At 72.2% G+C, this 14,419-nt stretch carries 16 protein-coding genes; 7 read left to right on the top strand and 9 right to left on the bottom strand.

What is annotated here, in order from left to right:
* On the bottom strand, positions 1-250 hold a 250-nt coding region (locus AC2CHG_RS23910), incomplete at its 3' end, for a MauE/DoxX family redox-associated membrane protein (RefSeq protein WP_484525619.1).
* 405 nt (positions 251-655) lie between these two features.
* Here AC2CHG_RS23910 and AC2CHG_RS23905 point away from each other — a divergent pair.
* From AC2CHG_RS23905 to AC2CHG_RS23885, 5 genes are all read left to right on the top strand, one after another.
* Positions 656-1,762: a sugar ABC transporter substrate-binding protein gene (locus AC2CHG_RS23905; RefSeq protein WP_355506254.1), complete on the top strand. Its 1,107-nt coding sequence runs from the start codon at positions 656-658 to the stop codon at positions 1,760-1,762.
* 63 nt (positions 1,763-1,825) lie between these two features.
* Positions 1,826-2,638, top strand: coding sequence for an ATP-binding cassette domain-containing protein (locus tag AC2CHG_RS23900; RefSeq protein WP_120573138.1), 813 nt, complete (start codon positions 1,826-1,828; stop codon positions 2,636-2,638).
* Positions 2,635-3,894, top strand: coding sequence for a sugar ABC transporter permease (locus AC2CHG_RS23895; protein WP_355506251.1), 1,260 nt, complete (start codon positions 2,635-2,637; stop codon positions 3,892-3,894). The genes AC2CHG_RS23900 and AC2CHG_RS23895 overlap by 4 nt, the downstream gene beginning before the upstream one ends.
* A 31-nt stretch (positions 3,895-3,925) precedes the next feature.
* Entirely contained in the window at positions 3,926-5,101 is a 1,176-nt protein-coding gene (locus AC2CHG_RS23890) for an ROK family protein (protein WP_484525620.1), read from the top strand.
* A 98-nt stretch (positions 5,102-5,199) separates the two neighbouring features.
* Positions 5,200-5,937 (top strand): DUF4142 domain-containing protein, encoded by a 738-nt coding sequence (locus AC2CHG_RS23885; protein ID WP_194801382.1) that lies wholly within the window; start codon positions 5,200-5,202, stop codon positions 5,935-5,937.
* A 13-nt stretch (positions 5,938-5,950) separates the two neighbouring features.
* Here AC2CHG_RS23885 and AC2CHG_RS23880 read toward each other — a convergent pair whose 3' ends face one another.
* Genes AC2CHG_RS23880 through tsaB form a run of 4 tightly spaced genes read right to left on the bottom strand, consistent with a single transcriptional unit; the run spans position 5,951 to position 8,392 of the window.
* Positions 5,951-6,205 carry a hypothetical protein gene (locus AC2CHG_RS23880; RefSeq protein WP_484525618.1) on the bottom strand — a complete coding sequence of 85 codons (255 nt, stop codon included), beginning with the start codon at positions 6,203-6,205 and terminating at the stop codon, positions 5,951-5,953.
* Between the two features lie 17 nt (positions 6,206-6,222).
* On the bottom strand, positions 6,223-7,269 hold the full coding sequence (gene tsaD / locus AC2CHG_RS23875; RefSeq protein WP_355506249.1) for a tRNA (adenosine(37)-N6)-threonylcarbamoyltransferase complex transferase subunit TsaD: 1,047 nt from the start codon (positions 7,267-7,269) through the stop codon (positions 6,223-6,225).
* A 5-nt stretch (positions 7,270-7,274) separates the two neighbouring features.
* On the bottom strand, positions 7,275-7,718 hold the full coding sequence (gene rimI / locus AC2CHG_RS23870; RefSeq protein ID WP_355506247.1) for a ribosomal protein S18-alanine N-acetyltransferase: 444 nt from the start codon (positions 7,716-7,718) through the stop codon (positions 7,275-7,277).
* Positions 7,715-8,392 carry a tRNA (adenosine(37)-N6)-threonylcarbamoyltransferase complex dimerization subunit type 1 TsaB gene (tsaB, locus tag AC2CHG_RS23865; RefSeq protein ID WP_484525617.1) on the bottom strand — a complete coding sequence of 226 codons (678 nt, stop codon included), beginning with the start codon at positions 8,390-8,392 and terminating at the stop codon, positions 7,715-7,717. Before tsaB ends, rimI begins: the two co-directional genes overlap by 4 nt.
* A gap of 182 nt (positions 8,393-8,574) precedes the next feature.
* Here tsaB and AC2CHG_RS23860 point away from each other — a divergent pair, with 182 nt between their 5' ends.
* Positions 8,575-9,300: a helix-turn-helix domain-containing protein gene (locus tag AC2CHG_RS23860; protein WP_484525616.1), complete on the top strand. Its 726-nt coding sequence runs from the start codon at positions 8,575-8,577 to the stop codon at positions 9,298-9,300.
* Here AC2CHG_RS23860 and ung read toward each other — a convergent pair.
* Positions 9,289-9,987 carry a uracil-DNA glycosylase gene (ung, locus tag AC2CHG_RS23855; protein ID WP_194801536.1) on the bottom strand — a complete coding sequence of 233 codons (699 nt, stop codon included), beginning with the start codon at positions 9,985-9,987 and terminating at the stop codon, positions 9,289-9,291. The genes AC2CHG_RS23860 and ung overlap by 12 nt on opposite strands.
* A gap of 181 nt (positions 9,988-10,168) precedes the next feature.
* Between ung and AC2CHG_RS23850 the strand changes: the two genes are divergently transcribed.
* The gene (locus tag AC2CHG_RS23850; protein WP_484525615.1) at positions 10,169-11,551 is read left to right on the top strand and encodes a lipase family protein; all 1,383 of its coding nucleotides are present in this window, start codon (positions 10,169-10,171) and stop codon (positions 11,549-11,551) included.
* On the opposite strand, the gene tsaE is transcribed toward AC2CHG_RS23850, so the two are convergent.
* From tsaE to alr, 3 genes are read right to left on the bottom strand one after another with little or no spacing between them, the layout of a single operon-like run.
* The gene (gene tsaE, locus AC2CHG_RS23845; protein WP_484525614.1) at positions 11,548-12,030 is read right to left on the bottom strand and encodes a tRNA (adenosine(37)-N6)-threonylcarbamoyltransferase complex ATPase subunit type 1 TsaE; all 483 of its coding nucleotides are present in this window, start codon (positions 12,028-12,030) and stop codon (positions 11,548-11,550) included. The two genes, AC2CHG_RS23850 and tsaE, sit on opposite strands and share 4 nt — an antisense overlap.
* A complete protein-coding gene (locus AC2CHG_RS23840; RefSeq protein WP_262013058.1) occupies positions 12,027-13,112 on the bottom strand; it encodes an alpha/beta fold hydrolase in 1,086 nt (361 codons plus the stop codon). Before AC2CHG_RS23840 ends, tsaE begins: the two co-directional genes overlap by 4 nt.
* On the bottom strand, positions 13,109-14,227 hold the full coding sequence (gene alr / locus AC2CHG_RS23835) for an alanine racemase (RefSeq protein WP_355506235.1): 1,119 nt from the start codon (positions 14,225-14,227) through the stop codon (positions 13,109-13,111). The genes AC2CHG_RS23840 and alr overlap by 4 nt, the downstream gene beginning before the upstream one ends.
* Between the last annotated feature and the right edge of the window lie 192 nt (positions 14,228-14,419).

Raw genomic sequence — 14,419 nt, 5'->3', positions numbered from 1 at the left:
CCCCCAGGCCGGCGGTCGCCGCGGCGGCGGCCGGCCGGCCGGCCGGCACGAGCAGGGCCGCACCGACGACGGCCTCGACGACCGCAACCGCCCGCACCAGCGAGAGGGCCGTGCCGCGACGCACCGGCAGGAGCGACATGAAGAGCTGGCGAGCATGCCTGGGCGCGGCCAGCTTGCCGAGGCCGGAGCAGACGAGGACCGCCGAGACCACGCAGATCGACATGGTGGCGAGGAGTTCGGCGGCACTCACGGGCGCGACCTGTCATGTGCGGAGCAGAATTCGACACGCATGAGGACACCCCTGTGAGTCGCGTCGACAGCGCTCCCATACGGAGGAAGACGTGAACGCCTGTCGATGTATAGCTGGATCTTCGTGGAACTTCCGCACCGCGTCAAGAGACCGTCACGGAATGTGGCACTCCGGCCCGACCCTGGCGCCACACCCCGCACCGCCGTCCGCCACGCCACCTGCCACCTGCGCGGGCTCCGCGAGGAGCCGCACCCACGGGGCGGGCGTGTCGCCGACGTTGCGGAATTGTTACCGCCTCCAACAAACTTCTGACCTCGACAGTCTTGCGACTGATGGAGGGCGGGGAATACGTTGCCGGACACAACAAAACATCACCACTCCCCCACCTCCGAAAGGACCCTGCACATGCGCAAGGGCTTCCTCACCTTCGCGGCCGTCGGTCTCCTCGCGACCGGCAGCATGGCCGCCTGCGGTGACAACGGCGGTTCTTCCGACGAGGCCGGCGGCGGCTCCAACGCCAAGAAGCCGAAGATCGGCGTGATCCTGCCGGACAGCAAGTCCTCCGCCCGCTGGGAGGGCGCGGACCGCAAGTACCTCAAGGCGGCGTTCGACGCGGCCGGCGTCGAGTCCGACATCCAGAACGCGCAGAACGACAAGACCGCGTTCCAGACCATCGCCGACCAGATGATCACCAACGGCGTCAACGTCCTGATGATCGTCAACCTGGACTCCGGCACCGGCAAGGCCGTGCTCGACAAGGCCAAGTCGCAGGGCGTGGCGACCATCGACTACGACCGGCTGACCCTGGGCGGCTCCGCCCAGTACTACGTCAGCTTCGACAACGAGGCGGTCGGCAAGCTCCAGGGCGAGGGCCTGAGCAAGTGCCTGACCGACAAGGGCGTCAAGAACCCGTCGATCGCGTACCTCAACGGCTCGCCGACCGACAACAACGCCACCCTGTTCAAGAACGGGTACGACTCGGTGCTCAAGCCGAAGTTCGACTCGAAGGAGTACACCAAGGTCGCCGACGACCCGGTACCGGCGTGGGACAACGCGCAGGCCGCCACGATCTTCGAGCAGCAGATGACCAAGGCCGGCGGCAAGATCGACGGCGTGCTCGCCGCCAACGACGGTCTCGGCAACGCGGCCATCTCGGTGCTGAAAAAGAACAAGCTCAACGGCAAGGTCCCGGTGACCGGTCAGGACGCCACCAAGGAGGGCCTGCAGAACATCCTCGCCGGTGACCAGTGCATGACCGTCTACAAGGCGGTCAAGAAGGAGGCGGACGCTGCCGCCGAGCTGGCCATCGCGCTCGCCAAGGGCGAGAAGAAGGACACCGGCCAGACGGTCAAGGACCCGGAGGGCAACCGGGACGTGCCGGCCGTGCTGCTGGAGCCCAAGGCCATCTACAAGGACAACGTCAAGGACGTGGTGGCCGACGGCTACGTCACCAAGGAAGAGCTCTGCACCGGTGCCTTCGCGAAGCTCTGCACCGACGCCGGCGTGAGCTGACCCACCCGCCTCAGGCGGCGCCGGACGGGATCCGAGACCTCCCTCCGCCCAAAGGAGAACCCCGTGTCCGCAACCCCCCTGCTGGAGCTACGCGGGATCGACAAGAGCTTCGGTCCCGTCCAGGTGCTGCGTGACGTCGCCTTCGCCGCGCACCCCGGCGAGGTGACCGCGCTCGTCGGTGACAACGGCGCCGGCAAGTCGACCCTGGTCAAGTGCATCAGCGGCATCCACCCCACCGACGCCGGCGAGTTCCTCTTCGACGGCCGGCCGGTGACCATCAACAGCCCCCGGGACGCCGCCGCGCTCGGGATCGAGGTCGTCTACCAGGACCTCGCGCTCTGCGACAACCTCGACATCGTCCAGAACATGTTCCTCGGCCGGGAGAAGCGCAGCGGCATCGTGCTCGACGAGCCGACCATGGAGCAGATGGCCGCCGAGACGCTCGCCGGGCTGAGCGTGCGCACCGTGAAGTCGCTGCGCCAGCACGTGGCAAGCCTCTCCGGCGGCCAGCGGCAGACAGTCGCCATCGCCAAGGCGGTGCTGTGGAACAGCCGGCTGGTCATCCTGGACGAGCCGACCGCCGCGCTCGGCGTCGCGCAGACCGCCCAGGTGCTGGAACTGGTGCGCCGGCTGGCCGACAACGGCCTGGCCGTGGTGCTCATCTCGCACAACATGAACGACGTCTTCGCCGTCTCCGACCGGATCGCCGCGCTCTACCTCGGCCAGATGGTCGCCCAGGTGAAGACCACAGACATCACCCACTCGCAGGTGGTCGAGCTGATCACCGCCGGCCGCTCCGGCAGCCTCGGCCTCACCGGCGAGCCGGGCGGCAACGGCGCCGCGCCCGCCGACACCACCCCAGGAGCCGTCCGATGACCGCCATCGTCGTGAAGAAGGAAGGCCCGGCCGGCGTCGCGCCGACACCGACCCTGAACAGCCACGTGAACAACTACTGGCGCCGGGTACGCGGCGGCGACATCGGCGCGCTCCCCGCTGTGGTGATGCTCGTGGCGCTGGCGGTGGGCTTCTCGATCGCCCGCCCGTCGTTCTTCACCGCCGGCAACCTGGCGAACCTGTTCACCCAGGGCGCGGCGGTCACGCTCATCGCCATGGGCCTGGTCTTCGTCCTGCTGCTCGGCGAGATCGACCTCTCCGCCGGCTTCGCCAGCGGCGTCTGTGCCGCGATCCTGGCCAACGTCGTGACAGTGCTCGGCTACCCCTGGTACGTGGCGGTGCTCGCCGCCGTCGTCACCGGTGTGGTGATCGGCACCGTGCTGGGCCTGCTGGTCGCCAAGGTCGGCATCCCGTCCTTCGTGGTCACGCTCGCCGGGTTCCTCGCCTTCCAGGGTGTCGTGCTGACGCTGATGGACGAGGGCGCCAACATCGCGATCCGCGACGACGTGCTCGTCGCGATCGCCAACCGCAACCTCTCCCCCGCGCTGGGCTGGGCGCTCGCCGCGGTGGCCGTCGCCGGGTACGCGGCGGTGCAGTTGCTCCGGTACCGCAACCGGGCCGCCCGTGGCCTGCTCACCGACCCGCTCACGGTGGTCGGCGCGCGGATCGCCGGCCTGGCCGTGATCCTCGGCGTGGCGGTCTACGTGCTCAACCTGGAGCGCAGCCGCAACGTGCTGATCACCTCGCTCAAGGGCGTGCCGATCGTGGTGCCGATCATCGCGGTGCTGCTGATCGTCTGGACGTTCGTGCTCCAGCGCACCAGCTACGGACGGCACATCTACGCGGTCGGCGGCAACGCCGAGGCGGCCCGCCGGGCCGGCATCAACGTCGACCGCATCCGTATCTCCGTCTTCGTCATCTGCTCCTCGATGGCCGCCATCGGTGGCATCGTGGCCGCCAGCAGGGGCAACTCGGTCGACCCCAACACCGGTGGCAGTAACGTACTGCTCTACGCCGTCGGCGCGGCGGTGATCGGCGGCACCAGCCTCTTCGGTGGCAAGGGCCGCATCCTCGACGCCGTGCTCGGTGGCGCGGTGGTAGCGGTCATCGACAACGGTATGGGACTGATGGGATACAGCTCGGGCGTGAAGTACGTGGTCACCGGTGTGGTGCTGCTCGCCGCGGCGACCATCGACGCGCTGTCGCGTCGGCGGGCCGCCGCCACCGGCAACCGCTGAGCAGGGGTACGGAAACACCATGGCAGTGGCAATGCGCGCGGGCCCCAGTCAGGACGAGATCCGTCGGCAGAACCTGGGCGCATTGCTCCGCTACGTACACGTTCACGGCGCCACCACCCGGGCCGAGCTGACCACCGCGCTCGGCCTCAACCGCAGCACCATCGGCGCGCTGACCGCGGACCTGGCCGGCGCCGGTCTGGTCAGCGAGGGGACGCCGAAGGAGACCGGCCGGGCCGGACGACCGTCACTCGTCGTCCGGCCCGAGTCGGAACGGGTCTACGCGTACGCGTACAGCGTCGAGGTGGACCGGCTGCGGGCCGCGCGGGTCGGGCTCGGCGGTGAGGTGCTCGACCGCCGGGAGATGGACCGGCCGCGCAACCTGGTCGCCGGGGAGGCCGCCCCGCTGCTCGCGGGCGCGGTCAAGGAGATGCACCAGTCGGTGCCGGCGGACGCGGTCTGCGTGGGCGCCGGGCTGGCGGTGTGCGGCATGGTCCGCCGGGAGGACGGTCTGGTCCGGCTCAGCCCCACAACCGGCTGGGTGGACGAGCCGATCGGCGCGGCGCTCGCCGTCGAGCTGGGGATAGACGTACCGATCACGGTGGGCAACGTGGCCGACGTGGCCGCGTACGCCGAGCACGCCCGGGGCGCGGCGGTCGGCTGCGACAACGTCATCTACATCTACGGCGACGTCGGTGTGGGCGCGGGCATCATCGCCGGAGGGCGGCGGCTGAGAGGCCACGGCGGCTACGGCGGCGAGGTCGGCCACATGGTGGTGGTCCGCGACGGGGTGCGCTGCGACTGCGGCCGGCGCGGCTGCTGGGAGACCGAGATCGGCGAGCACGGGCTGCTGCGCGCCGCCGGCCGGTCCGAGGCACGTGGCCGGGACGCGCTGCTCGCCGTCTTCGACGCCGCCGACCGCGGTGACGCCCGCGCCCAGACCGCGGTACGGCAGGCCGGCGACTGGCTCGGCTTCGGCGTCGCGAATCTGGTGAACATCTTCAACCCGGAGATGGTCATCTTCGGCGGCACCATGCGCGACCTCTACCTGGCCTCCGCCGCGCAGGTACGCAGCCGGCTCAACTCCAACGGGCTGCCCGCGTGCCTGGAGCACGTGCGGCTGCGTACCCCGAAGCTCGGTGACGACGCGGCGCTGATCGGCGCCGCGGAGCTGGCGTTCGAACGACTCCTCGCCGACCCGCTGAACTGATCGGCCCGCCGATCCGTACCAGTGTGCGGACGGGCGGCCGGCTTGCGCGGCCGTCCACGACCCCGCGTACCGGTCCGGACCGAGGAGGCACCGCAACCATGGCATCGCTGGAATCCGCACGCCGCAAGCTGGCGCACCGGGTGGTACTGCTGCTCGCCGCGCTGGGCGCGGGGATCGGCGTCGTTCCCGGGACGGCGCAGGCCGCACCCAACCCCGGCGTGCAGATGAACGCCGCCGACATGACGCTGCTCAACGGCGTACGGCTGGCCGGGCTGTGGGAGATGCCGGCCGGGCAGATGGCGGCCGAGAAGGGCCAGTCCGCCCGGGTACGCGAGGTCGGCGCGGAGATCGCCAAGCAGCACGCGGAGCTGGACCAGCTGGTGGTCGAGGCGGCCAACAAGCTCGGAGCCACCCTGCCGACCGATCCGACGGCCGAGCAGAAGGGGTGGCTGACCGAGATGCAGAACGCCACCGGCGCCCGGTTCGACCAGATCTTCGTCACCCGGCTGCGGGTCGCCCACGGCAAGATCTTCCCGGTGATCGGCGCGGTCCGGGCCAGCACCCGCGACCCGATCGTGCGCAAGCTGGCCGAGGACGCCAACACGTTCGTCAACGACCACATGACCATGCTGGAGAGCACCGGGCTGGTGCGCTGGCAGCAGTTGCCGCCGGCCGCGCTGCCGCCCGCGCAGAGCGACTCGCTCGTCGCCGCCGCCCAGGCCAACGTGGGCAGCGGCGGTGGACTCCAGGTGGGCACCGGTGTGGTGTGGGCGGTGTTCCTGATCGCGCTCGGCACCGGCGGGTACGCGACCTGGCGGCTGACCCGCCGGTCCTAGCGAAGCAGCGGCGTCAGCGGTCGACCTGGGTGAAGTCCCAGCTGTGCGGCGGGCGGGCGATCAGGCGTGCCGGCGGTTCGGGCAGTTCCCGGGGGTTGTTCCGCCACTTGGAGATGACCACGAGCCGGTGGTCGGTGGAGGAGAACACCTCGCTGGAGACATGCATCGGGTCGTGCTCGAACTCGGGCAGCGCGGTCTCGCAGACCCAGGTGATCAGGTCGGCGAAGCCGTACGGCTCGGCCTTCGCCTCCCAGATCCGGACGATCATGTCGGTCTCCTCCCCGCTCACACGCTGACCACTGTCAGCGGCATCGCCGAGTCGGCCGGCAGGTCCAGCCGGCTCGGCGCGACGCCCGCGGCCACCAGGTGGGAGCCGAGCGCGGCCACCATCGCGCCGTTGTCCGTGCAGAGCTTCGGCCGGGGCGTACGCACCCGGATGCCGTGCCTGCCGGCCCGCTGCTCGGCCATCGCCCGCAGCCGGGAGTTGGCCGCCACACCGCCGCCGATGACAAGCGTGTCGATGCCGCTGGTGCGGCAGGCGTCGATCGCCTTGCCGACCAGCACGTCGCAGACCGCCTCCTGAAAGGACGCGGCCACATCGGCGACCGGCACCGGCTCACCGGCCCGCTGCCGTGACTCCACCCAGCGGGCCACAGCCGTCTTCAGGCCGGAGAAGGAGAAGTCGTACCGGTGCCCGACCAGGTCCTTCGCGGCGGTCAGCCCGCGCGGGAAGGCGATCGACGCCGGGTCACCGGCGCGCGCCTCGCGGTCGATGTACGGCCCGCCGGGGAACGGCAGCCCGAGCAGCCGGGCCACCTTGTCGAACGCCTCGCCGGCCGCGTCGTCGATGGTGGCGCCGAGCGGTACGACGTCGCGTGCGAGGTCGTCGACGCGCAGCAGCGAGGAGTGCCCGCCGGAGACCAGCAGCGCGATGGCGGGCTCGGGCAGCGGGCCGTGTTCGAGCGTGTCCACAGCGACGTGCGCGGCGAGGTGGTTCACGCCGTACACCGGCTTCTCCGCCGCCACCGCGTACCCCTTGGCGGCGGCGACCCCGACGAGCAGCGCGCCGGCCAGGCCCGGCCCGGAGGTCACGGCGATGGCGTCGATGTCGGCGAGGGTGACGCCCGCCTCGCGCAGCGCCCGGTCCATGGTCGGCACGATGGCCTCCAGGTGGGCGCGGCTGGCCACCTCGGGCACCACACCGCCGAACCGGGCGTGCTCCTCGACGCTGGAGGCGAGCGCGTCGGCGAGCAGCGTGTGCCCGCGCACGATGCCCACGCCGGTCTCGTCGCAGGAGGTCTCGATGCCGAGGATCAGGGGTTCGTCAGCCATGCGCGTCAGTCCTCGTTGCGCTGCATGACCAGCGCGTCGGTGTTGCTCGGTTGGTAGTAGCCGCGCCGTACGCCGATCGGCTCGAACCCGTAGGTGGCGTAGAGCCGTTGCGCGGGCGCGTTGTCCGCGGCGACCTCCAGCAGCGTGCTGCGGGCGCCGCGCCGGGCCGCCTCGGCGAGCAGCGCCTCCAGCAGCAGCCGGCCGATCCCCCGGCGGTGGGCGTCCCGGCGCACCGCGACGTTCTGCACCCACGCCTCGTCGGGCGGGGACACGGCCAGCCCGGCGTAGCCGAGCACGGCGCCGTCGTCGTCGGTGGCGACCAGGTAGAAGTGCCCGTTGGCGAGTTCGTTCCAGAACATCGCCGCCGACCACTGCTCGGCGCCGAAGAGGTCCGCCTCGATGGGCAGCACCTGGTCGATGTGCCACCAGCGGAACCGGCCCAGCCTCATGGCAGGACCGGCTTGTGGCCGGTGGCCGCGACCGCGTCCGGGCGGCGCAGGTAGAGCGGGGTCAGCGTCTCGCCGGGCGCGCCCGCGCGGATCCGCGGCGCGGCGAGCCGGGCCAGCGCCAGCGGGTCCGGGTAGCGCGGCTCGTCGCGGACCGGCAGCCCCAGCACGTCCGCGTACCGGTGCGCGCCGTCGCCGACCGCGACGGTGACCGCCAGGTCGCGCGCCCGCTCGGCGACCACCGCCGGGGCCGCCACCTCCGGGCCGACCAGGCGCTGGCCGGCGCCGTCGTAGACGGCCCAGTAGATCTCCCGGCGCCGCGCGTCGCTCGCCGCCAGCACCGGCTCACCTGCGGCCGCCGGGTGGCCGAGCCCGTCCAGCGAGCAGACACCGTACGTCGGTACGCCGAGCACCTGACCCATGGCGGCGGCGGTGACCAGCCCGACGCGCAGCCCGGTGAACGGGCCCGGGCCGAGGCCGGCGACGATCGCGGCCAGGTCGGCTGGGCGCGCGCCGACATCCGCCAGCACGGCGTCGACCTGCGGCGCGAGCAGCTCGCCGTGGGCGCGGGCGTCGACTGTGCACCGGGACGCGCGGACCGCGACGCCGTCCACCGAGACCTCGGCAAGGGCCGCGGTCACCGCGGGCGTCGAGGAGTCCACCACGAGTACGAGCACGGTAAGCCAGCCTAGCCGTCCGCCCCGCCCGTGCCCGGCACGCCCTCGGCACGCCCTCGCCGCTCGCCCGGTCACGATGCGTAGCGCCCGGACTAAAGAGAAGAGGTGAGTGCCTTATGCCTCTGGGTCATAAATATGACTCAGAGGCATAACGCTCGGAAGAGGACTGCCATTCTCCGGAGATGACGGAGAGTCGCCTCGTTCGAGAGATCGCCGGCATCCTGCGGCGTGAACGCGAACAAGCAGGCCTCACCCAGCAGGCGCTGGCCGCTCGGTCCGGGCTCAGTCAGGCCGCCATCGCCCGGATCGAACGCGGCGACCGGCTGCCGAGCCTGACCACCGCGGAACGCCTGCTCGCCGCGCTCGGCCGGCAACTGCGGATCGAGGTCGAGCCGCTGGACAGTCACCTGGACGCCGCGCTGGACGAGATGGCCGGGACGGTGCTTGCCGAGCGGATCGAAGTCCTCCGGCTGGATCGGATCATGGAGGCCCTGGGCGACCTGCCGTACGTGCTGTCGGGCGGCACGGCGGCGCTGCTGCAGGGCGCGCCGCTGCCGGTGGACGCGGTCGAGATCGCGGTGCGCTGGCGGGACTCGCCGCAGTTCAGCGCGCTCCTCGATCGGATCTACGCGCAGCGCTGGAACGCCCGATGGCAGGAGTGGGGCGGCATCCACACGGAGCCCGAGGAGCCGGGCGAGCACCGTTGGCTCACCCGCTACGGCGAACTGCGGGCCCGGATGTGCGAGGAGCTGCCCGAGCCCATCGAGGTCCGCCTCGGCGAACGTACGTACCCGGTCGAGCCGCTGGTCGAGGTGGAGGTGACCGACCGGCGCACGGCCGAGCTGCTGTCCCGGTACCGCCGGCGCCTCGCCGCGGCGGGCGAGGCGCCGGACGGGTCAGCCGGCTGAGCGTTCCCAGTCGATGGTGGGCAGCCCCGCGTCGGCCAGCGCCTTGTTCGCGGCGCTGAACGGGCGGCTGCCGAGGAAACCGCGCGGGTTCATCGGGCTCGGGTGCCCGGCCTCCAGCACCACGTGCTGCGGGTTGGTCACCAGCGCCGCCTTCTTGCGCGCGTAGCCGCCCCAGAGCAGGAAGACCACGCGCTGGTCGAGCGCGTCGAGCGCCCGGATGGTGGCGTCGGTGAACTCCTCCCAGCCCTTGTTGGCGTGCGAACCGGGCGTGGCCTGCCGGACCGTCAGCACCGAGTTGAGCAGCAGGACACCCTGCGCGGCCCAGCCGTCGAGGTTGCCGCTGCGCGGCTTCGGCACGCCCAGGTCCTCGCCCAGCTCCTTGAAGACGTTGCGCAGCGACGGCGGCACCGCCACCCCCTCGCGCACGCTGAAGCTCAGCCCGTGCGCCTGGCCCGCCTTGTGGTACGGGTCCTGCCCGAGGATCAGCACCCGGGTGTCGGCCGGCCCGCACAGCCGGTAGGCGGAGAAGAGGTCCTCCAGCGGCGGGAAGACAGTGGCGGTCGCGTACTCCCGGGTGACGAACTCGGCCAGCGCCGCGGTGCGGGCCGGGTCCAGGTGGGGGGTGAGCACGGCACGCCAGGCCTCCGGCAGCAGCGCCGGCAGGTCCAGGGTGGGGGCGTCGGGCATCGGCAACCTCTCCTCGTCGGTCGCCACCTTCTTACCAGCCGCGACCGACACTCCCGGTCGGCGGCGGGGCCGGGTACTGGACGAGAAAAGTTACCGGAGCGTAACCTACTGGCAAGTTACTTACGCCACACCACCACTGCTAGCTTGCATCCACCACCATCGATGCTCGCTAGGAGTGCCCGTGAGCAGGAGAAACACCCGTCCCCGCACGCCCTCAGCCGCCCCCTCCCCCCGCCGCGCGGTCGGCCTCCGGATGCTGGCCGTCGCCGTGGCGGCAGCCACCTTCCTGGCCGGATCCGGCGCAGCCGCAGCCGCCGACGGCACCACGCCGGTGGTCTCCCGCGGCGTGACGATCCCCGCCTTCTACCACCCGCCCGCCGACCTGCCCGCCACCAACGGCACGCTGATCCGTACCGAGCCGCTGCCGCTCGGCCTGAGCATCCCCGGGCTCGACGGCCGCCCGATGCCCGGCACCGCCACCCGCCTGATGTACAGGTCCACCGACTCCAACGGCCGGGCCGTCGGCGTGACCGGCGCCTACATCGAACCGTCGGCGGCGTGGCGGGGCACCGGACCGCGCCCGCTGGTCGCCGTCGCCTCCGGCACCATGGGGCAGGGCGACCAGTGCGCGCCCTCGTTCGCACTGCAACACCCGCTCACCCTCACCGGCGACACCCTGTCCGTCGGCTACGAGGCCCTGGCGATCTACCGCCTGCTCGCCACCGGCGCCGCGGTGGTCGTCACCGACTACGTCGGGCTGGGCGCGACCGACCGGCTGCACACGTACGTCAACCGCCTCGACGAGGGACGCGCCCTGCTCGACGCGGCCCGCGCCGCCCGCACGGTGCCGGGAGCATCGGTGACCGCACAGTCCCGGGTCGGCCTGTACGGCTACAGCCAGGGTGGCGGCGCCAGCGCCGCCGCCGCCGAACTCCAGCCCACCTACGCGCCGGACGTGCCGCTCGCAGGAACCTACGTCGGCGCGCCGCCGGCCGACCTGACCGCCGTCATCGGCGGCATCGACGGCAGCGCGCTGGCCGGGGCGCTGGGCTGGTCGCTCAACGGCTTCGCCCAGTCCGACCCGGCGGTGCGGGACGTCATCGAGGCGAACATCAACGACGCCGGCCGGGCGGCGCTCGCCGACACCTCGACCATGTGCGTCGGTGACGCCATCCTCCGGTACGCGTTCACCAAGAGCAGCAGGTGGATCACCGGCGGACGGTCCCTCACCGCCGTCATCGCCGCCGCGCCCGAGGCCCAGGCCGTCCTCGACCGGCAGCGCATCGGCACGCTCAAGCCCGCCGGCCCGGTACGCGTGGCAACAGGCGTCCAGGACGACATCGTGCCCCACCGGCAGGCCCGCCAACTGGCGGTCGACTGGTGCCGCAAGGGCGCCAACGTGACCTACCAGGCCGTCAGCCTGCCCAACCTCGGCGACAAGCTCCTCACCAACCACCTGGCGCCGCTCATCACCGATCAGGGCGACGCGGTGGCCTGGCTGACCGACCGGCTCGCGGGGCGCACCGCCTACTCCAACTGCTGGACGATGCCCCTTCAGCCCTAGGACAGTTCGGCGACCCGGGCGGCCCAGTCGCCGCCGACCGGCTCCAGCGTGACCGCCCGGGTTTCGTCGTCACGGCGGTCGATGCGTACCCGCAGGTGCGCGTCGACCAGCTGCTCGACCATCCCCTCGCCCCACTCCACCACGGTGACCGCCTCGTCCACCGAGGCGTCCAGGTCGAGGTCGTCGATCTCCGCGCGCGGGTCGGCGGCCTCACCCAGGCGGTACGCGTCGGCGTGCACGAGCGTCACCCGGCCGCCCCGCGTCGGGTCGGGCCGGTGCACCCGGGCGATGACGAAGGTGGGCGAGGTGATGTCCCCGCGTACGCCGAGGCCGGCGCCGATGCCCTGGGTCAGCGCGGTCTTGCCGGCCCCGAGCGGGCCGCTGAGCAGCAGCAGGTCACCGGCGCGCAGCACACCTGCAAGCCGCCGCCCGAACTCGTGGGTGTCGTCGACCGTCTTCAGCTCCACGATCACCGTCATAGCGAATCCAGGAACCTCTCCAGCGCCGCGTTCACCTCGTCGGCGTGCTCCAGCATCACCACGTGCCCGCTGTCGTCGATCTTCACGAACTCGGCGTGCGGCAGCCGCCGGACGATCTCCTCGGAGTGCGTCACCGGCGTGATCATGTCCTTGTCCCCCACGATCACCAGCACCGGCGTGCCGGCCAGCGCCGCCAGCGCCGGGAACCGGGAGTGGGTGGCGATCGTGCGCAGGTAGCGGGTGACCGTGTCGGCCGAGGTGCGCGAGTTCATCATCTCGACGTACGACACCAGGGCCGGGCTCGGCTTCGACGTGCCGAAGCCGTACTTGCGGGTGAGCAGCCAGGCCACGTTCGAGGTCGACCGGCGCGCCCGGTCGATCACGGTGCCGCCGTACCGGGTGGCGTTGCTCATCATGTAGAGCACCGGCGAGCCGACGCGGCCGAGCAGCGCGGGCGCCACCAGCTTGGTCTCCGCCGCCAGGCCGCCCGAGGTCGCCATCAGCACGGTGCCGACCACCCGGTCACCGAACATCTCCGGGTACAGCTCGGCCAGCGCCATGATCGTCATGCCGCCCATCGAGTGCCCGACCAGCACCAGCGGACCCTCCGGGGCCACCTCGTCGAGCACCCGGCGCAGCGTGTGGCCCAGCGCGGTCAGGTCGTACTCGCCGCTCTCCAGCCGGCCGGAGCGGCCGTGCCCCGGCTGGTCGTACGCGACCACCCGGTAGTCGCCGCGCTCGGCGAGCCGCTTGCGCTGGAAGTGGAACGTGCCCATGTCCAGGCAGAACCCGTGCACCAGCACCACTGTCGGGTGCCCGGCGACCGGACGGGTCGGCTCGACCACCTCCACGTGGATGTCGGTGCCGTCCGGCATCTCCAGCCGGTACGCCTCGTCGTAGCGCTGCTCGCCGAAGATCTCGTCGGCGTACCTGTCGGTGGGGTCGTTCTTGAGCCGGCGGACCAGGACCCGCTCGCTCACCACGCCCGCCGCGAGCCCGGCGGCAGCCACACCGACGGCGGCGCCGACCAGCCCGGCGACCTTGCCGGCGGCGGTACGCGGACGCGGCAACCGGACACTCATGCGCGCTCACCGTCGTAGACGCGGGGCACGCGCACGCCGCCGAAGCGGGTCACGATCTCGTAGTTGATGGTGCCGACCGCCTCGGCCCAGTCGTCGGCGGTGGGCTCGCCGTCCGCGCCACTGCCGAACAACGTCACCACGTCGCCGGCGGCCACCTCGTCGTCGCCGCAGTCGACCACGAACTGGTCCATGCAGACGCGCCCGGAGATGGTCCGGCGCTTGCCGGCGAGGTGCACCGGGCCGGTGTTGGAGGCGTGCCGGGGCACCCCGTCGGCGTAGCCGAGCGGCACCACCGCGAGGTTGGCCTCCTGCTCGGTCAGGTAGGTGTGCCCGTACGAGACGCCGGTGCCGGCCGCGACGCGCTTGGTGAGCATCACCCGGGCGCGGGCGGTCATGGCGGGACGCAGGCCGAACTGCTCGCCCGCGACCGGCGACAGCCCGTAGACGGCGATGCCGGGCCGGACCAGGTCGAAGTGGGTGTCCGGCCGGGTCAGCGTAGCGGCCGAGTTGGCCAGGTGCCGGTAGCGCGGACGCAGCCCGGCGCGCGTCACCATCTCCAGCCCTTCGTGGAACACGGCGAGCTGGCGGTCGGTGGTGGGGTGGCCGGGCGAGTCGGCGTACACGAAGTGGCTCCACACGCCGACCACCTCGACCAGGCCGTCGGCCTGGGCCTTCGCGGCGGCCTCCAGCAGCGTCGGCCAGTCGGCGACGGTGGCGCCGCCCCGGGCCAGCCCGGTGTCGATCTTGAGGTGCAGCCGGGCCGCGCGGTCCGCCCGGCGGCTCGCCTCGATCATCTCGTCGAGCTGGGTGAGGCTGGCGCAGCCGAGGTCGACGCCGACGGTGATCCCGTCGTGCAGCGGCAGGCCGGGGTCGAGCAGCCAGGCCAGCACCGGCGCGGTGATGCCCGCCTCACGCAGCCGCAACGCCTCGTCCAGCGTGCAGACGCCTAGCTGGTCCGCCCCCGCGTCGAGCGCCGCCCGGGCGGCGGGCACCATGCCGTGGCCGTAGCCGTCGCCCTTGACCACCGCCATCAGCTCGGCGCTGGTGCCGGCCTTGAGCCGGGTCACGTTCTCCCGGATCGCGTCCAGGTCGACGCGCACCTCCGACTGCCACATGTCCTCAGCCTACTTCCGTCAGTGATCATCAGCGCCGTGAGCCGTCCGGGCGGTGCCCGTCGCCACCCGGACGTCGCCGCCCGGATCAGCCCAGCCGGGCCAGTACCGGACGCAACGCCGCCGCCACGTCGGGCGCGGTCACCGGACCGCCGCGCGCCGCCTCCCGGCCGGCCAGCCCGTGCAGGTACGCCG

It is taken from the genome of Micromonospora sp. ATLC20, assembly GCF_057196585.1.
The sequence above is the reverse complement of the archived record's forward strand: the minus strand, read 5'-3'. Positions and strand labels throughout refer to the sequence as shown.